Raw genomic sequence first — 19,538 nt, 5'->3', positions numbered from 1 at the left:
TACGGACCGGAGCGCGGCGGACACCGGCGGCGCCGGACGCCATATCGTGGAGGGGCGGCGGCATATCGTGGAGGGGCGGCGGCCCGTGACCGCACGGTCCGCCGCTGCCCCGACCACCGCGAAGGACTGCCTCACCCATGACCCGCGTGATCGCCGGAGCGGCCGGCGGCCGAAGGCTGGCCGTGCCCCCCGGAAACGGCACCCGACCCACCTCGGACCGGGCGCGCGAGGGCCTGTTCTCCACCTGGGAGTCGCTGCTCGGCTCCCTCGACGGCGCCCGGGTCCTGGATCTCTACGGCGGTTCGGGCGCGGTCGGCCTGGAGGCGCTGTCCCGGGGCGCGGCCCATGTGCTGCTGGTGGAGTCCGACCCGCGCGCGGCCCGCACCATCCGGGAGAACATCCGCGCACTCGCCCTGCCCGGGGCCGAGCTGCGCACCGCGAGGGCCGAACAGGCGCTGGCCGGACCGGCGCCCGCCACCGGCCCCTACGACGTGGTCTTCCTGGACCCGCCGTACGCCGTGACCGACGACGATCTCCGCGAGATCCTGCTCACACTCCTCCGCAAGGGCTGGCTCGCGCCCGACGCGCTGGCCACCGTGGAGCGGAGCACACGAGGCGGGGAGTTCGGGTGGCCGGACGGTTTCGAGGGGCTGCGGGCCCGTCGTTACGGCGAGGGCACGCTTTGGTACGGTCGCGCCGCCTCGACGTGCGACAACGCGTCATGACCGGACCCGAGAGCGAGGAACCACTGTTGCGCCGCGCAGTCTGTCCGGGGTCCTTCGACCCCGTCACCAACGGTCACCTCGACATCATCGGCCGTGCCTCGAGGCTCTACGACGAGGTGTACGTCGCCGTGATGATCAACAAGTCCAAGCAGGGTCTGTTCACGGTGGAGGAGCGCATGGACCTCCTCCGCCAGACCACGGCCGAGTACGGAAACGTCTCGGTGGAGGCGTTCCACGGGCTGCTGGTCGACTTCTGCAAGCAGCGTGAGATCCCCGCGATCGTCAAGGGGCTGCGAGCCGTCAGCGACTTCGACTACGAGTTGCAGATGGCGCAGATGAACAACGGCCTGTCCGGGGTGGAGACGCTGTTCGTCCCCACCAACCCCACCTACAGCTTCCTCTCCTCCAGCCTGGTCAAGGAGGTCGCGGCCTGGGGCGGCGACGTCTCCCACCTGGTGCCCCCGCTGGTCCTGGAGGCACTCGCCGACCGGCTCGGACGGAAGTAGCCGCTGACGGTGCGTCAGTGGGTGTCCGGCAGGGGCCCGCTGGCCGTACAGTCGTCCCCGTTCGTGCCCATCCGCATCCGATCAGTCTGCGAGCACTCACAGTGGACGTGCAGAAGAAGCTCGACGAGATCGTCGAAGCCGTCGGCAGCGCCCGTTCCATGCCCATGTCGGCCTCGTGCGTGGTCAACCGCGCCGAGTTGCTCGCCATGCTCGACGAGGTGCGGGCGGCGCTCCCGGACTCCCTCGCCCACGCGCAGCAGCTGATCGGCGGCCGCGACCAGATGGTCGAGGAGGCCCGCCGGGAGGCCGAGCAGATCATCGAGGCCGCGCACGCCCAGCGCACCTCGCTGATCTCCGGCACCGAGGTGGCCCGGCAGTCCCAGGAGGAGGCCGACCGGATCCTGGAGGAGGCCCGCCGGGAGGCCGAGGAGATCCGCGCCGAGGCCGACGACTACGTCGACAGCAAGCTGGCCAACTTCGAGGTCGTGCTCACCAAGACGATCGGTTCGGTGGACCGCGGCCGGGAGAAGCTGCTCGGCCGCGCCCCCGCGGACCCCTACGGCGACGGTATGACCGACGCCATGGGGCAGCCGGAGGAGGGGCCCGAGCGCAGCGCCGACCCGCACACCCTGCGGCAGCGCGCCGACGCATACGTGGACACCAAGCTGGGCGCCGTCTCGGCCGTGCTCGGCAAGACGCTGGAGGCGGTCGGCCGCGGCCGTCAGAAGCTGCTGGGGGCCCGGCCGGCCGATGAGCTGGGCGCCCATATGGCGGCCCAGGACGCGGCCGCCGCCGGTCCGCACACCAGCGACGACGACTACCTCGCGGATCTGGCCCAGTCCCAGACGGGACTGGCCCCGGCCGCCCCGGCCGCCCCGTCCGTGCTGGCCGAGGTACCCGTCGCACGGCCCGAGCACGCCGCGGCCGACGCCGGGTACTACGCCGCCACCGCGGGCTATCCGCAGCAGACGCCGGCGGACGCGTACGGCTACCAGCAGCAGTACGTCCCGCCCATGCCCCAGCAGGACCCCTACGCCGCGGCCGCGCAGACCGGCTATCCGCACGCGGATGCCTACGGCTGGCCGCAGCAGGCCCAGCAGGCGGCTCAGGGCTACGACCCGGGCGCCGGGTACGCCGCCCCGGAGCACCAGCAGCACCAGCAGCACCAGATTCCCCAGCAGCATCCGCAGGCACAGCCGGGCGCCGCGCTCGACGAGACCAGCCTGTTCGACACCAGCATGATCGACCTCGATCAGCTCCGTCAGTACGAGCAGGGGCGCTAGGGCGCCCTCACCGGGCGGATTGGGTCTACGGCGAGCCGTCCAGTATCCTGGCTCTTCGGTCGCGCGTACGTCCGCGATCTCGGCTGCCCACCTTGTACCAGCTCCGGGCGGCCCGCCGCAGCCGTAGAAAGCAGGAAGCCCTGAACGCCCGCCTCGACCACCGTGCCCCTCTCGTGTTCGACACACGTGAGCTGGGCCGCCGTCCGGGTGCGCTGAAAAGGATCTCCCGCTCCGTGGCGGCACCCAAGGACCTCGGTATCGAGGTCATCGGGGTGCCGGAGGGCGCGACCGTGGAGCTCGACCTCCGCCTTGAGTCGGTCATGGAAGGGGTGCTTGTCACAGGCACCGCCCGTGCGCCGCTCACGGGGGAGTGCGTAAGGTGTCTGGAGCCGCTGGAGCGTGAGCTCGACGCGGACTTCCAGGAGATGTACTCCTACCCCGACGCCGACGACCGGAGCCGCGACGCGGACACCGGCGACGACGCCGAGGAAGAGGAGACGCTCTTCCTCGAGGCCGATCTGTTCGACCTCGAGCCCGTGCTGCGGGACGCGGTGGTGCTCTCACTGCCGTTGCAGCCGGTGTGCCGGGAGGACTGCCCGGGGCTGTGCGCCGATTGCGGTGCGCGGCTCGCGGACGACCCGGACCACCATCACGACGCCGTCGACATCCGTTGGGCGGCACTGCAGGGACTCGCCGATTCCATTCAGGACGGCGAGAAGGACAACGCACCCCGCGAGCGCGGGGATGACCCACAGGAGAAGTAGCCGTGGCTGTTCCGAAGCGGAAGATGTCGCGCAGCAACACGCGCCACCGCCGGTCGCAGTGGAAGGCTGCGGTCCCCACCCTGGTGGCGTGCGAGCGCTGCCACGAGCCGAAGCAGCAGCACATCGCGTGCCCGAGCTGCGGCACCTACAACCGCCGCCAGGTCCTCGAGGTCTGATCGGCGGGTGACAGGCTCTATGTCGGACGCCACTACGCCTCCCCGCAAGCGCGCGGGCGAACCTCGCGGAGGTCATCCGCGCGGCGGTGAAGCGGTCCAGGCGGACACGGCCTCGTCCCACACGATCCTGGAAGGGCGGCTCGGGTACCAGCTCGAGTCCGCCCTTCTGGTGCGTGCGCTCACCCACCGCTCCTTCGCCTACGAGAACGGCGGGCTGCCCACCAACGAGCGGCTGGAGTTCCTCGGGGACTCCGTGCTCGGCCTGGTGGTCACCGACACGCTGTACCGCATCCACCCGGACCTGCCCGAAGGCCAACTGGCCAAGCTGCGGGCCGCGGTGGTCAACTCGCGTGCGCTGGCCGAGGTGGGCCGTGGCCTGGACCTCGGCGCCTTCATCCGGCTCGGCCGGGGCGAAGAGGGCACCGGGGGCAGGGACAAGGCATCCATCCTCGCCGACACCCTCGAAGCGGTGATCGGCGCTGTCTATCTCGACCAGGGGCTCGACGCCGCCGCCGAACTGGTGCACCGGCTCTTCGACCCGCTGATCGAGAAGTCCTCGAATCTCGGTGCCGGCCTGGACTGGAAGACCAGCCTCCAGGAGCTGACCGCCACCGAGGGTCTCGGGGTTCCCGAGTACCTGGTCTCCGAGACCGGGCCCGACCACGAGAAGACCTTCACGGCTGCCGCCCGCGTCGGTGGTGTCGCGTACGGCACCGGCACCGGCCGCAGCAAGAAGGAAGCCGAGCAGCAGGCGGCCGAGGCCGCCTGGCGCGCCATTCGCGCCGCTGCCGACGAGGCCCAGGCGAAGGCCGAAGCCACGGCCGAGGCCGAGGCCGAGGCGGACGCCGCAGCCGCTGCCGCGGCGGACGGCGGAGCCGCCGCCGACGCGGCCTCCACGGCACGCTGATCTCCTTCCGCACTGTCCGTAACTGTCTGAACGGTTTTCTCCCGCCCCGCGGTGGACGGCCCCGGCCGTTCCCCGCGGGGCGGGAGGGTTCCCGGCCAAGGAGGCCCCCTTGCCCGAGCTGCCCGAGGTCGAGGTGGTCCGGCGCGGGCTGGAGCGCTGGATCAGCGGCCGTACGGTCGCAGAGGTCCAGGTGCTGCACCCCCGTGCGGTCCGCCGTCACCTCGGCGGCGCGGAGGACTTCGCGGCCCGGCTGACCGGCCGCACCACCGGTGTGGCCCGCCGCCGCGGCAAGTACCTGTGGCTGCCGTTCGACGATGACGCCGCCGCCGAATCGGTCCTCGCCCACCTCGGGATGAGCGGCCAGCTGCTGGTCCAGCCGCACGATGCCCCGGACGAGAAGCATCTGCGCATCCGGGTCCGGTTCGCCGACGCGGCGGGCACCGAGCTGCGCTTCGTCGACCAGCGCACCTTCGGCGGCCTCTCGCTGCACGACACCGTGCCCGGCGCCCCGGACGGGCTGCCCGACGCCATCGCGCACATCGCCCTCGACCCGCTGGACCCCGCCTTCGACGAGGCGGCCTTCCACACCGCGCTGCGCCGCCGCCGGACCACCGTCAAACGCGCCCTGCTCGACCAGTCGCTGATCAGCGGCGTCGGCAACATCTACGCCGACGAGGCGCTGTGGCGTTCCCGGCTGCACTACGACCGGCCGACCGCGACCCTCACCCGCCCGCGCAGCACCGAACTCCTCGGCCATGTGCGCGAGGTGATGGGCGCGGCGCTGGCGGTCGGCGGCACCAGCTTCGACAGCCTCTACGTCAATGTGAACGGTGAGTCCGGGTACTTCGAGCGCTCCCTGGACGCCTACGGCCGGGAGAACGAGCCGTGCCGCCGCTGCGGCACCGCGATGCGCCGCCGTCCCTGGATGAACCGCTCCAGCTACTTCTGCCCGCGCTGTCAGCGCCCGCCGCGCCCGCCGCGCCCGGCCGCCGTGCCGCCGCTGTCCGTGCGCGTCCCGTCGTAGACCGCCTGGGCCTCCATCACCTCCGGCATCCGCTCCTCGACCAGGTTGATCAGGGCGAGCAGCCGGGTCGCGATCTCACTGCCCAGCGGGGTGAGCCGGTAGTCCACACGCGGCGGGTTGGTCGGCTGCGCGGCACGGTGCACCAGTCCGTCGCGCTCCAGCGCGTGCAGCGTCTGGGACAGCATCTTCTCGCTGACACCGTCGATCCGGCGGCGCAGTTCGTTGAAGCGCAGCGTGCTCTCGTACAGCGCGCCCAGGGTGAGACTGCCCCACTTCCCGGTGACGTGCTCCAGCGTGCCGCGTGACGGGCAGGCGCGGGCGAACACATCGAAGGCCAGGTCCTCGGTCCCCGGAGCGGAACATGCCGTACCGGTGCGTTCACTGTCCATGCACTCACCATACTCGTGTGCAGCGCTAACTCATGGGTTGCGCTTTCTAAAAGTTAGTGCTTCTCTTGTCGTGTCAGCCACCGTGTTACGACGCCTGAGGAGCGCATCACCGTGACCACCCCCGTTGTCTCCATCGCCTATCACTCCGGCTTCGGCCACACCGCCGTGCTGGCCGAGGCCGTTCGTGAGGGCGCGGCCGCCGCCGGGGCCACCGTCCATCTGATCAAGGTCGACACCATCACCGACCAGGAGTGGGAACTGCTGGACGGCTCGGACGCGATCGTCTTCGGTTCGCCCACCTACATGGGCACCGCGTCCGGCGCCTTCCATGTCTTCGCCGAGTCGACCTCGCAGCGCTTCTTCAGCAAGGCGTGGCAGGGCAAGCTCGCCGCGGGATTCACCAACTCCGCCTCCAAGGGCGGGGACAAGCTGCACACCCTTCAGTTCTTCACCGTGCTCGCGGCCCAGCTGGGCATGCACTGGGTGAACCTGGGGCTGGAGCCCGGCTGGAACGCCACCACCGCGTCCGAGAACGACCTCAACCGGCTCGGCTTCTTCCTCGGCGCCGCCGCCCAGTCCAACGCCGACCAGGGCGCGGAAGGCGTGCACAAGGCGGATGTCGAGACCGCCGCACACCTGGGGCGCCGGGTCGCCGAGACCGCGCGCACCTTCGCGGCGGGCCGGTCCGCCGTGGCCTGAGCCGCGGACGGGGCAGGGCATACGGCGGCCCGGGGCGCAGTGGACGCGCCCCGGGCCGCCGGGTCGTGAGGCCGGACCCCGGTGAAGGTCCGCGGCTGAGGTCTACGGCCTCAGTAGCCGAAGTCCTGGGTCCACCAGGGGCCGTCACCGTCGAAGTGCGCGCCGACGCCCATGGTCGTGTACCTGCAGTTGAGGATGTTGGCCCGGTGGCTGGAGCTGTCCATCCACGTGTCCATCACCTCCTCCGCGGTCGACTGGCCGCGGGCGATGTTCTCGCCGCCCAGGTCGAGGATGCCCGCCCGCTCGGCGCGGTCCCAGGGGCTCTCTCCGTCGGGGTTGATGTGGTCGAAGAAGCCGCGCAGCGCCATGTCGTCGCTGAAGTCGTCGGCCAGCTGGGAGAGTTTCGGATCGGCGGTCACCGGTGAGCAGCCGACCTTCGCGCGCTCCTTGTTGACGCGCGCGAGGACCTGCTTCTCGGCCGCCGCCTCTCGGCCGCCGCGCTCGTCCGGAACGCCGGTGTCCACCGGCGGATCGGCGGGCTTGCTGGGAGGCCGGGTGTCCCGGTCCCGGTCGCGGTCCGAGGAGCCCTTGCCGCCGCCGTTGCCGCGGTCACTGTCCCCGCGGTGGTCCGAGGAACCGGGCGAGCCCGGCCGGTGCGACGGAGATGTGGACGGTGTGGAGGGCTTGGACGGCTTGGACGGCTTGGAGGGTTTCGAGGGGGTGGTGGACGGTGCCTGGGGGTGGCCGCCACCCTGGCCCGCCGGGACCTGACCGGGCAGCGAGGGGGACGGCGACTGGGTGCCCTGGGGTCCCAGACCGGAGTCGGTCGGGCCTCCCGCCTGCACCTGACCGGCCGGGTCATTGCCCCCGCCGATCTGATGACCGCCTCCGGGAAGCAGCCCGGAGGCCATTGCCACCGCGCCCACCGCGACGGCGGCGGACATGCCCAGCAGCCCGGTCCGCACCGGCGCGAAGGCGCTGCGGTGCGGTCCCCGGTGGCGGCCGGCGCGCGGGGGAACTGCCGCGGGGCCGGGGGCAGATCGTCGATGGCGGCCCATCTCCTGCCTTCCTTATGTGCTCGGCTGTCATTGTGTCACTCGTGTGGGCGACTCATGAACCACTCGTGTGGGTGAGTGTTGTTGACGCCGGACTGTACGCCATGAGGCCCCTATCTGGCGTGCTGACCGGCTAATTGGCCCGTTAGCGTGCACCCATGAACGAAAGAGTCCGTCTCACCGTGTGGGTCCGCGGCCAGGTCCAGGGAGTGGGGTTCCGCTGGTACACCCGGGCCAACGCGCTGCGCATCGGGGGCCTCGTCGGCTTCGCCTCCAACCTCTCCGACGGGCGGGTGCAGATCGTCGCGGAGGGCCCGCGGCCGGAGTGCGAACAGTTGCTCGACTGGCTGCGGGATGGCGACACGCCCGGCCGGGTCGACGGTGTGACCGAGATCTGGGACACACCGCGAGGCGGCTACGACACCTTCGAGATCCGCTGACGGACCCACCGGAATGATCCTCTCGGGGGCCCGTCGACCGCACCTTCCACGCCAGCTGTGAGCAGAAATCGGCTGATGGTTGCCAACGGCGCCGCTCCGTGGAAGGCTGCGGAGACACGGAAGATCTTCGTCACCGCGGGGCCCTTCTGGAGAGGGCGGCATTCTGAGCCGTCGGTGAGCTCTCGTCCCCCGCGGCTTGGGCAGCGTGTGATCGTGTTGACCCTCAAACCAATTGGTGAGACGCTGGAAGTCCCCGCGCACCTTAACTTGTCCGCCAGGCAGCACGGTAGTACGGGCAGACATCGCGGGTGCGATCCCTCACGACCCACACCGCTTCGGTCGGTCACTCATTGTGGAGGACCATCCATCATGGCAAAGGCGCTTCTCGGTTACGTCGGCGGCTCCGACCCCCGAGTCCTCGCCGAGATGCGACGGCTTCAGCAGCGCGTTCAGGATCTTGAATCCGAGCTCATTCGGATCCAGGCCGAAAACGATGCGCTGTCCGCCGCCGCTCATCAGAGCGACTCGCTGCTCGAAGGCATCGACGTACCCCAGGCGGAGCCTGCGCTCGCCTGACCCAGCCCCAGGGCCGGTCGGGCTGCATCGTCAGCCGCTTGAGAATCTTCAAGGGACGCCCTCGGCGTCCCTTCGTCGTGTCCCCGCGCTTCTTCCGGGTTTTCCTTACCGACTGATGTGCCCCTCCCTCTCGTCGGTGAAACCGATCTTTCCTGAAACCCGGAAAAAGCCCGGACGCGTCCGCGCCGCCCCGTGCCGGGGACGATGCCGGGCGTCAGGCGGCAGGTAGAGTCCAACGGCGTGCACCTGAAGAGCCTGACCCTCCGAGGCTTCAAATCGTTCGCCTCCGCCACGACGCTCCGCTTCGAGCCGGGTATCACCTGCGTCGTCGGCCCCAACGGCTCGGGTAAGTCCAATGTCGTGGACGCCCTTTCCTGGGTCATGGGTGAACAGGGTGCCAAGTCGCTGCGCGGCGGGAAGATGGAGGACGTCATCTTCGCCGGGACCACCGGCCGCCCGCCGCTGGGCCGCGCCGAGGTCTCCCTCACCATCGACAACGCCGACGGCGCGCTCCCCATCGACTACGCCGAAGTGACGATCACGCGGATCATGTTCCGCAACGGCGGCAGCGAATACCAGATCAACGGCGACACCTGCCGACTGCTGGACATCCAGGAGCTGCTGTCCGACTCCGGCATCGGCCGCGAGATGCACGTCATCGTCGGGCAGGGCCAGCTCGACGGCGTCCTGCACGCCGACCCCACCGGCCGCCGCGCCTTCATCGAGGAGGCCGCGGGCGTCCTCAAGCACCGCAAGCGCAAGGAGAAGGCGCTGCGGAAGCTGGACGCGATGCAGGCCAACCTCGCCCGTGTCCAGGACCTCACCGACGAGCTGCGGCGCCAGCTCAAACCGCTCGGCCGGCAGGCCGCCGTCGCCCGGCGGGCCGCCGTGATCCAGGCCGATCTGCGCGACGCCCGGCTGCGGCTGCTCGCCGACGACCTGGTGACCCTGCGCGAGGCGCTGAGCGCCGAGGTCGCCGACGAGGCCGCCCTCAAACAGCGCAAGGAGGCCGCCGAGGCGGAGCTGCGGGCCGCGCAGGCGCGCGAGGCGGCGCTCGAGGAGCAGGTCCGGCAGCTCGCGCCCCGGCTGCGGGACGCGCAGGCGACCTGGTACGAGCTCTCCCAGCTCGCCGAGCGGGTGCGCGGCACGATCAGCCTCGCGGACGCCCGTGTCACCAGCGCGACCTCCGCCCCGGCCGAGGAGCGGCGCGGCCGCGACCCGGAGGACATGGAGCGGGAGGCGGCCCGCATCCGGGAGCAGGAGGCGGAGCTCGAAGCCGCGCTGGAGGCGGCGAGCCGGGCCCTGGAGGACACCGTCGCCCACCGGGCCGAACTGGAGCGCGCCCTGTCCCAGGAGGAGCGCCGGCTCAAGGACGTGGCCCGCGCCATCGCCGACCGCCGCGAAGGGCTCGCCCGGCTCCAGGGCCAGGTGAACGCGGCCCGCGGCCGGGCCGGTTCCGCCCGGGCCGAGATCGAACGGCTGGCCGCCTCCCGGGACGAGGCCCAGGCCCGGGCCGTCGCCGCGCAGGAGGAGTACGAGCAGCTCCGGGCCGAGGTGGACGGACTCGACGCGGGCGACGCGGAACTGGCGGAGCGCCACGAGGCGGCGAAGCGGGAGCTGGCCGAGGCGGAGACGGTCCTGAGCACGGCCCGCGAGGCCGCCACGGCCGCCGAGCGAGAGCGCGCGGCGACCTCGGCCCGGCATGACGCGCTGGCGCTCGGACTGCGCAGGAAGGACGGCACCGGCGCGCTGCTCGCCGCCTCCGACCGGCTCACCGGCCTGCTCGGCCCCGCCGCCGAACTGCTCACGGTCGCCCCGGGCTTCGAGATCCCGGTCGCCGCGGCCCTGGGCGCCGCCGCCGACGCGCTCGCCGTCACCGACCCCGCCGCCGCGGCGGACGCGCTGCGGCTGCTGCGCACCCAGGACGCGGGGCGCGCGGCCCTCCTCCTGGGCGCCGCCGCGCCCCCGGCCGACCGGGCGACACTCGCCGCCGCCCGCGACACCCCCACCGCGTCCGCCTCCCCGGCCCAGGATCCTGCCCCCGCCCGGGACGGCTTCCGCCCCGGGCCCACCACACCTGCCGCCGACCCCGCCGGCGGCCCCCGCGAACACGGGCCGTCCACCGCGGACCCCACCCTTCCCGGCGCCGGTCCGGCGGCCCCGGGTGCGGCGTTCTCCCCTTCGGCCGGCCCTGGCCACCCGACGGTCCCGGGCCCGCAAGGGCACTGCGCACCGGGTTCCGCGGCGCCCGGCCGGGGAGCGGATGCCCCCGGCGACGGCCGCGACGCCCCCGGCGACGGCCGCGACGCCCCCGGCGACGGACCGGCCGCGCCGGGCGGGGCGAGCATCCCTCCGGCGGTTCCGGCCCCGCAGGGGCCGTCCGCGCCGGGGTGGGCCGGGTCCGGCGGGCCCGTTGTGCCCGGGACGCGGTCCGGGGCGGACGGGGCACAGGACGAGGTCGTACGGGTGCCGCAGCCCGCGGAGCACGGCGGCGGTTCCGGTGCCGAGGTCAGCGTGCCCGGGGCACGGACCGGGCCGGGGGATGCCGACGGTCCGCCGCGGGTGGTGGATCTGGTGGGCGGGCCCGAGGCGCTGCTGCCCGCCCTGCGGCGGCTGCTGGACGGCATGGTCGTGGTGCCCACCCTGGAGGACGCCGAGGAACTGGTCGGGCGGAAGCCCGAGTTGACGGCGGTGACCGCCGAGGGCGATCTGCTCGGGGCGCACTTCGCGCAGGGCGGGGCCGCCGGGGCACCGAGTCTGCTGGAGGTGCAGGCGTCCGTCGACGAGGCCGCGGCGGAGCTGGAGGAACTGGCCGTACGGTGCGAGGAGCTGGCCGGGGCGCAGCGCGCGGCGGGGGAGCGGCGCACCGCATGCGTGGCCCTGGTCGAGGAGCTGGCGGCGCGGCGCAGCGCGGCCGACCGGGAGAAGTCGCAGGTCGCGCAGTCCCTCGGACGGCTGGGCGGACAGGCGCGCGGGGCTGCCGGGGAGGCCGAGCGGATGACCGCGGCCGCCGCCCGGGCCGAAGAGGCGCTGGAGCGGGCGGTCGAGGAGGCCGAGGAGCTCGCCGAGCGGCTGGCGGTGGCCGAGGAGGAGCCGGGCGAGGAGGAGCCGGACACCTCGGTGCGGGACCGTCTCGCGGCGGACGGGGCCAACGCCCGGCAGACCGAGATGGAGGCGCGGCTCCAGGTCCGTACCCATGAGGAGCGCGTCAAGGGGCTTGCGGGGCGGGCGGACGCGCTCGACCGGGGCGCGCGCGCCGAGCGCGAGGCACGGGCGCGCGCCGAGCAGCGGCGTGCCCGGCTGCGCCATGAGGCGGAGGTGGCCTCGGCCGTGGCGGCCGGTGCCCGTCAGCTGCTGGCGCATGTCGAGGTGTCGCTGGTGCGGGCCGGGGAGGAGCGGGACGCGGCGGAGCGTGCCAAGGCGGAACGCGAACGTGAGCTGGTCGCCGAGCGCAACCAGGGCCGCGATCTGAAGAGCGAGCTGGACAAGCTGACCGACTCGGTGCACCGGGGCGAGGTGCTGGGTGCGGAGAAGCGGCTGCGGATCGAGCAGCTGGAGTCCAGGGCGCTGGAGGAACTGGGCGTCGAACCGGCCGGACTGATCGCCGAGTACGGCCCGGACCAGCTGGTGCCGCCGTCCCCGCCCGCCGAGGGCGAGGAGCTGCCGGAGGCCCCCGAACACCCCCGCAACCAGCCGGTGCGGTACGTCCGGGCGCAGCAGGAGAAGCGGCTCAAGGCCGCCGAGCGCGCGTACCAGCAGCTGGGCAAGGTCAATCCGCTGGCGCTGGAGGAGTTCGCGGCGCTGGAGGAGCGGCACCAGTTCCTCAGCGAGCAGCTGGAGGACCTGAAGAAGACCCGGGCCGATCTGTTGCAGGTGGTGAAGGAGGTCGACGAGCGGGTCGAGCAGGTCTTCACCGAGGCGTACCGGGACACCGCCCGCGAGTTCGAGGGCGTCTTCTCCCGGCTGTTCCCGGGCGGGGACGGGCGGCTGATCCTCACCGACCCCGAGAACATGCTGACCACGGGTGTGGACGTGGAGGCCAGACCGCCGGGCAAGAAGGTCAAGCGGCTGTCCCTGCTGTCCGGCGGTGAGCGGTCGCTGACCGCCGTGGCGCTGCTGGTGTCGATCTTCAAGGCGCGGCCGAGCCCGTTCTATGTGATGGACGAGGTGGAGGCGGCGCTCGACGACACCAACCTCCAGCGGCTGATCCGGATCATGGAGGAACTCCAGGAGTCCTCCCAGCTGATCGTGATCACGCACCAGAAGCGGACGATGGAGGTCGCCGACGCCCTTTACGGCGTTTCGATGCAGGGCGACGGTGTGTCGAAGGTCATCAGCCAGCGCCTGCGGTGACCGCTTCAATACTTGAAGTCAAGTGCTCAGAGGGTGTGTCGCCGCGCGGGTTGGTTTTCTTTGTCTCACCCTATTGACTTCGAAACTTGAAGGCATAGTCTCTGCAACGTTGCTTTTACCTTCAAGTGGTGGCCGACCTCTCGGCTCGCCTCCGCTGGAAGGGCCAGCCAGCCCCAACGTCCGGCAGTGTTGCCGGGCGGGCCACAGGAGTTCACGTTGACCACCACCGTGCAGGCACAGCAGAGGTCCGAGGGCCGCAAGGCCCATCCGGATCACCTCGGCCACGTCATCTTCATCACCGCCGCCGCCGCGATGGGCGGCTTTCTCTTCGGCTACGACAGCTCGGTGATCAACGGAGCTGTCGAAGCCATCCGCGGCAAGTACGACATCGGTTCCGCGGCCCTCGCCCAGGTCGTCGCCATCGCCCTGATCGGCTCGGCGATCGGCGCGGCCACCGCCGGCCGGATAGCCGACCGCATCGGCCGGATCCGCGTCATGCAGATCGCCGCCGTCCTGTTCACCGTCAGCGCTGTCGGCTCGGCGCTGCCGTTCTCGCTGTGGGACCTCGCCATGTGGCGGGTGCTCGGCGGTATCGGCATCGGCATGGCCTCCGTGATCGGCCCGGCCTACATCGCCGAGGTCGCCCCGCCCGCGTACCGCGGCCGGCTCGCCTCGTTCCAGCAGGCGGCGATCGTCGTCGGCATCGCCCTGTCCCAGCTCGTCAACTGGGGCATCCTCAACCTCGCCGACGGTGACCAGCGCGGCACCATCGCCGGCCTCGAGGCGTGGCAGTGGATGCTCGGCGTCATGGTCATCCCGGCCGTCCTCTACGGGCTGCTGTCCTTCGCCATCCCCGAGTCGCCCCGCTTCCTGATCTCCGTCGGCCGCAACGACCGCGCCAAGGAGGTCCTGCGGGAGGTCGAGGGCAAGACGGTCGACCTGGACGTGCGGGTCGACGAGATCGAGCAGGCGATGCGCAGCGAGCACAAGTCGACCTTCAAGGACCTGCTGGGCGGCCGCTTCGGTCTGCTCCCGGTGGTCTGGATCGGTGTCGGGCTGTCGGTGTTCCAGCAGCTCGTCGGCATCAACGTGGCGTTCTACTACTCCTCGACGCTGTGGCAGTCCGTCGGCGTCGACCCGAGCAGCTCGTTCTTCTACTCCTTCACCACGTCGATCATCAACATCCTCGGCACCGTGATCGCGATGATCTTCGTCGACCGGATCGGCCGCAAGCCGCTCGCGCTCATCGGTTCGGTCGGTATGGCGGTCTCGCTGGGCCTGGTCGCCTGGGCCTTCTCCGCCAGCCTCGTGGACGGCAAGCTGCCGCACGCCCAGGGTGTGGTGGCCCTGATCGCCGCCCACGCGTTCGTGCTCTTCTTCGCCCTCTCGTGGGGTGTGGTGGTGTGGGTCCTGCTCGGCGAGATGTTCCCGAACAAGATCCGCGCCGCGGCGCTCGGTGTCGCCGCCTCCGCCCAGTGGATCGCCAACTGGGCCATCACCGCCAGCTTCCCGAGCCTGTCGGACTGGAACCTCTCCGGGACGTACATGATGTACACGGCCTTCGCCCTGCTCTCGATCCCGTTCATCCTCAAGTGGGTGCCGGAGACCAAGGGCAAGGCGTTGGAGGAGATGGGCTAACCCCCCCGCCGCCCGCTCCTCGCACAGGAGAGCTGCCCCGCCTCATTCCCCGAGGCGGGGCAGTACTCGTTCCGCGAACAGCCGCAGCGAACGGCGGCCCACCGCCACCGGCATCCCGCCGCACAGCGGATGCAGCACCAGACTCGCCCGGCCGCCGTCCTCCGCCGCGTACGCCACGCACTCCTCGGGCGTGAGGACGCGGTAGACGCCTTCCGCGCGCAGCGCCGCGGTGTCCCGGGCCCGGGAGCGCACCGCCGAGCGCATCCCGTCCGGCTGCCAGGACGCGTAGGTTCTCGCCTCGTGCAGCAGATGGTGGCCGTACTCCGCCCAGACCCGGTCCGGATCCTCCGCCACGTGCAGCAGCGGTGTGCGCTCCGGCGGCATCAGACACCAGCCCTCGGTGCCGTACTCCGCCCGCCGGGCGTGGTAGTACGCCTCCAGCTCCGGCAGATGGGCGCTGGGGAAGAACGGCAGACCCAGCCGGGCCGCCCGGCGCGCCGCGGCCCGGGAGCTGCCGCCCACCAGCAGCGGCGGATGCGGCCGGGTGGACGGGCGCGGGGTCACCCGCACCGTACGGCCGCGGTGGGTGAAAGGCTCGCCCGTCCACGCCGCGAGCAGCGTCTCCAGCGCCTCGTCCTGGAGCGCACCGCGCCCCGCCCAGTCCCGGCCGTGTGCCGCGTACTCCTCGGGGCGGTAGCCGATCCCCGCCACCGTCACCAGCCGCCCGCCGCTCACCAGGTCCAGCACGGCGATGTCCTCGGCCAGCCGCAGCGGGTCGTACAGCGGGGTGATCAGCGCGGAGACCGTCACCGTGATCCGCCGGGTCGCGCCCAGCACGGCGCCCGCGAACACCAGGGGCGCGGGCAGCCAGCCGTCCGCGGACCCGTGGTGCTCCTCGGTCTGGACGGTGGTGACGCCCCGTTCATCGGCGTAGGCCGCCATCTCCACGGCGGCGCGGTAACGGCCGGACAGGGAACCGGGGGTGGCGGCGGGATCGACGAGATTGAGCCGTACGACCGTGACGGGCATGGCGGATCTCCCCTTCGTCCTGGGCGGTCCCCCGGGGAGTGCGACCGTAGCTGACGATCCGTCAAATAGCCATCGGTGTGCGGCGGCCGGGCGAGCCACCTGCGCCCGCCCCCCGCACGCGGGCAGACCGGGGCGGATGACTCATGCGCCTGGGACGCGGGGCGGCCCATCGTGGGACTCGGCCCGCTCCGCGGGCCGAGTCCCACACACCCAGGAACCCAAGGAGCGGCGCGTGAAGATCAGCACGGGGGAACCACATCTCATCACCGGATCCGACATCGACGATCTGGTCGTCCGGGTCCGGCTCAACGGCAGCGGAACCCCGGAGGGCGACGCGGCACTCGAGACCGAACTCGAAGCGGCCCGGGCGTTCCTCTGCTCCCCCGGGGAGCCCGACCCCGCCGTCGCCCGGCTGGTCCGGCAGCGGCTGGTGGTGATCGCCCTGCGCCACGGCGGCGCACTGCTGGCCAAACTGCTCACCCGGCTCAGCTCCCGGGAGACGGCGATGGTCCGCCGGTACGCCCACCGGCTCGCGGGCTTCCTCGACTCGCTGGAGATCTGGACGGCCCAGCCGATCAGGCTCGCGCTGATGCGGATCGGCCTGTGCTACGCGGAGGCGGAGGACATCGCCGCCGCCGTCCTGGTGTTCGTGCGGTGAGCCCCGCTCGTCCCCAACTCCCGCCGCCCCGAACGGAACGCGGGTGCTAGGAGGTCACCGGTTCGGGTGGGCCGGGGTTTCCCCGCACTTCAGCGCCGTGGCGGCGGGTAGTGCTCGGGGGCGAGAACAAGGAGACTGACCATGCGCCCTTCCCCGACCCGCGCGACCATCGCGCTCGGCCTGTTCGCAGGAGCCCTCCTGTGGAACGCCGCCGCCTCCCCGGCCACCGCGTCCGGGAGCGCCTCCTGGCGCGAGGCGGGGCACTTCGACACCGGCGGGGCCTGCCAGCGCGCGGGCAGGGAGGGGATCCGCAGACACAAGTGGGACGAGTACAAGTGCCGCCCCGGCCGCGGCGACGCGTACGTCACGCTGTGGGTCAGGGGCGGCCGGTCCCGCGCGGGTGCGCCGCACCCAGCGCTCGCCCGCTGACATGAGGCGGGCCGCACTGCCCAAGGACCGGGCCGTCCAGGCCGCGGGCGGGGTGTCGGCGCTGTTCGTGGTGGTGCTGGCGGGCTGGCTCGCCGGGCTGCTGCGCGTCAACGACCAATGGCTCGCCCTGACCTACCCGCGCCCGCGCGGTGCCGCCGTACTGACCCGGGTCGCCGTCGGCATCCCCGTCCTCGGCGTCGGGGTGCTGCTGCTCGCCGAGCGGTCCGCCCGGCGCTACGGCAGTGTGCTGCTGGTGGCCGGGGCCCTGTGGCTGCTGCCCTCCGCCGTGGCCCAGCTGCTGGGCATCGCCGACCTCGGCACCACCGGAGCCGTGCTGTCGCTGCTGCTGGCCGCGGCCAAGATGGCCTGCCGCCCGCTGACCGTCCTGCTGCTGCCGCTGTGGCTGTTCCCGCGCGGGGCCCGGCGGCGATGGCGGTGGTGGGCCATGAGCGGGGGCGCCTCCGCCTACTGGCTGGGCTACGCGGTGCTGTGGCTCATCAGCGAACCCCTGGTGGGCGCCGTCCCCAACCCCGCCTTCGGCACCGTCTGCGGACAGTGGGCCTTCGACCACCTGGGCACCTACGCCGAGGCCGAACCCTGGGTGCTGCGCACCGTGGCCGTCGCCGTGACCGCCGCCCTGTGCTGGCGCGCCGCCGGCTCCCGCGGCGCCGAACGCCGCGACTGGGCCCTGCTGGCCGCCGCCTACCCCGCCTGTGTCTCGCTCCTGCTCACCGAGTGGGGCGAGGGCATGCCCACCATCGTCGCCCGCACCGTGGGCAGCGCGGTCTGGGCCGCCGCCATCTGCCTCGGCGTCGCCCGCACCGGCATATGGCGGCTGGACCGCTCCACCAGCCACCGCCTCGCCCGCGCCTTCGTCCTCACCTCCCTGGCCGCCGTGGTCGTCTGCGCCGTCGTCGCCGTCCAGGCCGGCATCCCCTCCGTCCGCGGCGGCGCCACCACCCTCACCGCGGGCTGCGCCCTGGTACTGGGCTGGGCCCTGCGGCCCAGCGCCCGTTGGCTCACCCTCCGCGTCGAGCGCGCCTTCTACGGTCCGCGTGCCCGCCCGCACGAAGCCGTCAGCGCCCTGGCCGTACGCCTCCAACAGGCTCCGCACCCGGGCGAGGTGCCCCAGCAGATCTGCCGCAGCGCGGTGGAGGACCTCGGCGTCTCCGGCGCCGCCGTCAGCGTCGACACCCGCGCCGGGCCACGGCGGCTGGCCGCCGCCGGAGCGCCGCTCACCGGCCCGGTCCAGACGTTCGTGCTGCGCCACCACGGCCGCCCCGTCGGCCGCCTCGAAGTCTCCCGCGACGCCTCGGGCACCCCCGCCGAACGCGACAGCGGGCTGCTCTCCCTCCTCGCCGACCAGGCCGCCCCCGCGCTCGCCGCGCTGCGCCTGGCCGAGGAGGCCCAGGCGGCCCGGGAACGGCTGGTGCTCGCCCGCGAACAGGAGCGCCGACGGCTGCGCCGTGAGATCCACGACGGCCTCGGCCCCCAACTGGCCGCCGTACGGCTGCGCCTGGACATCGCCCATACCTCCTGCGCCCCCGGCCACCCCGCCCGCGCCCAGCTGTGCGAGGCCGCCGAGACGCTCGCCGAGGCCCTGGTCGAGGTACGCCGGATCACCTCCGGACTGGCCCCCGCCGCGCTGGCCGACCGCGGACTGGCCGGTGCGGTACGGGACCTGGGCCACCGGCTGGGCATCGACGGACTGCGGGTCAGCGTGGCCAGCCGCCCGCTCGCCCTGCCGCCGCTGGCGCCCGGCGTCGAGACCGCCGCCTACCGCATCGCCGCGGAATCGCTCACCAACGCGGTACGGCACGCGCGGGCGCGCCAGGTGCACATCGAACTGACCGCGGGCCCGGACACCCTCCAGGTCAAGGTCACCGACGACGGCAGCGGTCTGCGCGAGACCGCGGTCCCCGGCGTCGGGCTCGCCTCGGTGGCCGAACGAGCCGAGGAGATCGGCGGCTCCTGCACGGTCACCGGCTCGGCCACGGGCACGGTGGTGCACGCGGTGCTCCCGCTGGCCGGTCCGGGGGAACACGGCAACCCCGAGGCCCACCGCAAGAAGACGACGGGCCACGAAACCTGCGGCAGCCCGGCCACGCCCCCGCCCAAGCCACCCGCTCCGCCCGGAGCGGCACCACCGGGGCGGGGGCCCGGGGCGGCCCATGAGTCCGTACCACGCGGAGAGAGGACGCCGGGACGGTGACACCTGATGCGGAGCGGGCGCAGTGGCGGGTTCTGCTGGTGGATGATCATCCGCTGTTCCGGGAGGGGCTGGCCGCGGCCGTGAATCTCGACCACGCGTTCAGCGTCGTCGGGCAGGCGGACTGCGCCGACGAGGCCGTCGCCGAGGCGGTGCGGACCGGGCCCGATCTGGTGGTCATGGATCTCGGGCTGCCCGGGCGGTCCGGGTTGGAGGCGACGCGGCGGATCCTGTGCGGCCGTCCCGAGATGCGGGTCATGGTCATGACGATGTCCGAGGACGACGACAGCCTGCTGGCCGCTGTGCGCGCCGGGGCGCGGGGGTATCTCCTCAAGGGCGCGGGGCGTGACGAGATCCTCAGGGCGCTGCATATCGTCGCGCGCGGCGGCGCGGTGTTCAGCCCGCGGATGGCAGAGCGGCTCGGGGTGCTGCTCGGCGCCTCCGCCTCGGCGTCCGCGAAGGAGGCGTTCCCCACCCTCACCGCCCGCGAGCGCGAGGTCCTGGATCTGCTGGCGCGCGGCCTCGGCTACCGCCAGATCGCCCAGCGGCTGGTGGTCACGGACAAGACCGTGCGCAATCACGTCGGGTCCATTTTCGCCAAGCTCCAGGTGCGTGATCGCGCGCAGGCGATCGTACGCGCCCGGGAAGCCGGGCTCGGCGGCGAATGACTTCTCGGGC

At 72.7% G+C, this 19,538-nt stretch carries 19 protein-coding genes; 16 read left to right on the top strand and 3 right to left on the bottom strand.

Features of this window, described 5'->3' with window-relative positions:
• Positions 1–137 precede the first annotated feature (137 nt).
• From rsmD to mutM, 7 genes are all read left to right on the top strand, one after another.
• Positions 138–725 (top strand): 16S rRNA (guanine(966)-N(2))-methyltransferase RsmD, encoded by a 588-nt coding sequence (rsmD, locus tag HUT19_RS11815; protein WP_176180433.1) that lies wholly within the window; start codon positions 138–140, stop codon positions 723–725.
• Positions 722–1,231 (top strand): pantetheine-phosphate adenylyltransferase, encoded by a 510-nt coding sequence (gene coaD, locus HUT19_RS11810; RefSeq protein ID WP_176180432.1) that lies wholly within the window; start codon positions 722–724, stop codon positions 1,229–1,231. Before rsmD ends, coaD begins: the two co-directional genes overlap by 4 nt.
• A gap of 101 nt (positions 1,232–1,332) precedes the next feature.
• The gene (locus tag HUT19_RS11805) at positions 1,333–2,514 is read left to right on the top strand and encodes a cell division initiation protein (RefSeq protein ID WP_176180431.1); all 1,182 of its coding nucleotides are present in this window, start codon (positions 1,333–1,335) and stop codon (positions 2,512–2,514) included.
• A gap of 173 nt (positions 2,515–2,687) precedes the next feature.
• Entirely contained in the window at positions 2,688–3,278 is a 591-nt protein-coding gene (locus HUT19_RS11800; RefSeq protein ID WP_176180430.1) for a DUF177 domain-containing protein, read from the top strand.
• A 2-nt stretch (positions 3,279–3,280) separates the two neighbouring features.
• Positions 3,281–3,454 (top strand): 50S ribosomal protein L32, encoded by a 174-nt coding sequence (gene rpmF / locus HUT19_RS11795; RefSeq protein WP_009714764.1) that lies wholly within the window; start codon positions 3,281–3,283, stop codon positions 3,452–3,454.
• A gap of 19 nt (positions 3,455–3,473) precedes the next feature.
• Entirely contained in the window at positions 3,474–4,361 is an 888-nt protein-coding gene (rnc, locus tag HUT19_RS11790) for a ribonuclease III (RefSeq protein WP_176180429.1), read from the top strand.
• Between the two features lie 109 nt (positions 4,362–4,470).
• Positions 4,471–5,385, top strand: coding sequence for a bifunctional DNA-formamidopyrimidine glycosylase/DNA-(apurinic or apyrimidinic site) lyase (gene mutM / locus HUT19_RS11785; RefSeq protein WP_176180428.1), 915 nt, complete (start codon positions 4,471–4,473; stop codon positions 5,383–5,385).
• On the opposite strand, the gene HUT19_RS11780 is transcribed toward mutM, so the two are convergent.
• A complete protein-coding gene (locus tag HUT19_RS11780) occupies positions 5,319–5,774 on the bottom strand; it encodes a helix-turn-helix domain-containing protein (RefSeq protein ID WP_176180427.1) in 456 nt (151 codons plus the stop codon). The two genes, mutM and HUT19_RS11780, sit on opposite strands and share 67 nt — an antisense overlap.
• A gap of 111 nt (positions 5,775–5,885) precedes the next feature.
• Here HUT19_RS11780 and HUT19_RS11775 point away from each other — a divergent pair, with 111 nt between their 5' ends.
• Entirely contained in the window at positions 5,886–6,473 is a 588-nt protein-coding gene (locus tag HUT19_RS11775) for a flavodoxin family protein (RefSeq protein ID WP_176180426.1), read from the top strand.
• A 110-nt stretch (positions 6,474–6,583) separates the two neighbouring features.
• Here the strand turns inward: HUT19_RS11775 and HUT19_RS11770 are convergent, their stop codons facing one another.
• Positions 6,584–7,531 carry a CAP domain-containing protein gene (locus tag HUT19_RS11770; RefSeq protein ID WP_176180425.1) on the bottom strand — a complete coding sequence of 316 codons (948 nt, stop codon included), beginning with the start codon at positions 7,529–7,531 and terminating at the stop codon, positions 6,584–6,586.
• A 155-nt stretch (positions 7,532–7,686) separates the two neighbouring features.
• Between HUT19_RS11770 and HUT19_RS11765 the strand changes: the two genes are divergently transcribed.
• The 4 genes from HUT19_RS11765 (at position 7,687) to HUT19_RS11750 (ending at position 14,535) form a co-directional block, all read left to right on the top strand.
• Entirely contained in the window at positions 7,687–7,968 is a 282-nt protein-coding gene (locus HUT19_RS11765) for an acylphosphatase (RefSeq protein ID WP_176180424.1), read from the top strand.
• Between the two features lie 369 nt (positions 7,969–8,337).
• The gene (locus HUT19_RS11760) at positions 8,338–8,544 is read left to right on the top strand and encodes a hypothetical protein (RefSeq protein WP_176180423.1); all 207 of its coding nucleotides are present in this window, start codon (positions 8,338–8,340) and stop codon (positions 8,542–8,544) included.
• Between the two features lie 240 nt (positions 8,545–8,784).
• The gene (locus tag HUT19_RS11755) at positions 8,785–12,897 is read left to right on the top strand and encodes an AAA family ATPase (protein WP_176180422.1); all 4,113 of its coding nucleotides are present in this window, start codon (positions 8,785–8,787) and stop codon (positions 12,895–12,897) included.
• A gap of 216 nt (positions 12,898–13,113) precedes the next feature.
• On the top strand, positions 13,114–14,535 hold the full coding sequence (locus HUT19_RS11750) for a sugar porter family MFS transporter (protein WP_176180421.1): 1,422 nt from the start codon (positions 13,114–13,116) through the stop codon (positions 14,533–14,535).
• Positions 14,536–14,577: 42 nt separating this feature from the next.
• On the opposite strand, the gene HUT19_RS11745 is transcribed toward HUT19_RS11750, so the two are convergent.
• Positions 14,578–15,564: an LLM class flavin-dependent oxidoreductase gene (locus tag HUT19_RS11745; protein ID WP_176180420.1), complete on the bottom strand. Its 987-nt coding sequence runs from the start codon at positions 15,562–15,564 to the stop codon at positions 14,578–14,580.
• Between the two features lie 232 nt (positions 15,565–15,796).
• On the opposite strand from HUT19_RS11745, the gene HUT19_RS11740 reads away from it, so the two are divergent.
• The 4 genes from HUT19_RS11740 (at position 15,797) to HUT19_RS11725 (ending at position 19,528) form a co-directional block, all read left to right on the top strand.
• The gene (locus tag HUT19_RS11740; RefSeq protein WP_176180419.1) at positions 15,797–16,222 is read left to right on the top strand and encodes a hypothetical protein; all 426 of its coding nucleotides are present in this window, start codon (positions 15,797–15,799) and stop codon (positions 16,220–16,222) included.
• Positions 16,223–16,363: 141 nt separating this feature from the next.
• Positions 16,364–16,651 (top strand): hypothetical protein, encoded by a 288-nt coding sequence (locus HUT19_RS11735; protein ID WP_176180418.1) that lies wholly within the window; start codon positions 16,364–16,366, stop codon positions 16,649–16,651.
• Position 16,652: 1 nt separating this feature from the next.
• The gene (locus tag HUT19_RS11730) at positions 16,653–18,863 is read left to right on the top strand and encodes a sensor histidine kinase (protein ID WP_176180417.1); all 2,211 of its coding nucleotides are present in this window, start codon (positions 16,653–16,655) and stop codon (positions 18,861–18,863) included.
• Positions 18,860–19,528, top strand: coding sequence for a response regulator transcription factor (locus HUT19_RS11725; RefSeq protein ID WP_254885538.1), 669 nt, complete (start codon positions 18,860–18,862; stop codon positions 19,526–19,528). Before HUT19_RS11730 ends, HUT19_RS11725 begins: the two co-directional genes overlap by 4 nt.
• The last annotated feature ends 10 nt before the right edge of the window (positions 19,529–19,538 follow it).

The organism is Streptomyces sp. NA02950, from assembly GCF_013364155.1.
In the GTDB taxonomy this organism is placed as follows: Bacteria; Actinomycetota; Actinomycetes; order Streptomycetales; family Streptomycetaceae; genus Streptomyces.
The sequence above is the reverse complement of the archived record's forward strand: the minus strand, read 5'-3'. Positions and strand labels throughout refer to the sequence as shown.

Bases quoted from the DNA above. Each gene is read 5' to 3' on its own strand.
- HUT19_RS11760 (WP_176180423.1), top strand. From the start codon at position 8,338: ATGGCAAAGGCGCTTCTCGGTTACGTCGGCGGCTCCGACCCCCGAGTC.
- rsmD (WP_176180433.1), top strand. From the start codon at position 138: ATGACCCGCGTGATCGCCGGAGCGGCCGGCGGCCGAAGGCTGGCCGTG.
- HUT19_RS11780 (WP_176180427.1), bottom strand. From the start codon at position 5,774: ATGGACAGTGAACGCACCGGTACGGCATGTTCCGCTCCGGGGACCGAG.
- coaD (WP_176180432.1), top strand. From the start codon at position 722: ATGACCGGACCCGAGAGCGAGGAACCACTGTTGCGCCGCGCAGTCTGT.
- HUT19_RS11765 (WP_176180424.1), top strand. From the start codon at position 7,687: ATGAACGAAAGAGTCCGTCTCACCGTGTGGGTCCGCGGCCAGGTCCAG.
- HUT19_RS11735 (WP_176180418.1), top strand. From the start codon at position 16,364: ATGCGCCCTTCCCCGACCCGCGCGACCATCGCGCTCGGCCTGTTCGCA.
- rnc (WP_176180429.1), top strand. From the start codon at position 3,474: ATGTCGGACGCCACTACGCCTCCCCGCAAGCGCGCGGGCGAACCTCGC.
- HUT19_RS11730 (WP_176180417.1), top strand. From the start codon at position 16,653: ATGAGGCGGGCCGCACTGCCCAAGGACCGGGCCGTCCAGGCCGCGGGC.
- HUT19_RS11745 (WP_176180420.1), bottom strand. From the start codon at position 15,564: ATGCCCGTCACGGTCGTACGGCTCAATCTCGTCGATCCCGCCGCCACC.
- HUT19_RS11770 (WP_176180425.1), bottom strand. From the start codon at position 7,531: ATGGGCCGCCATCGACGATCTGCCCCCGGCCCCGCGGCAGTTCCCCCG.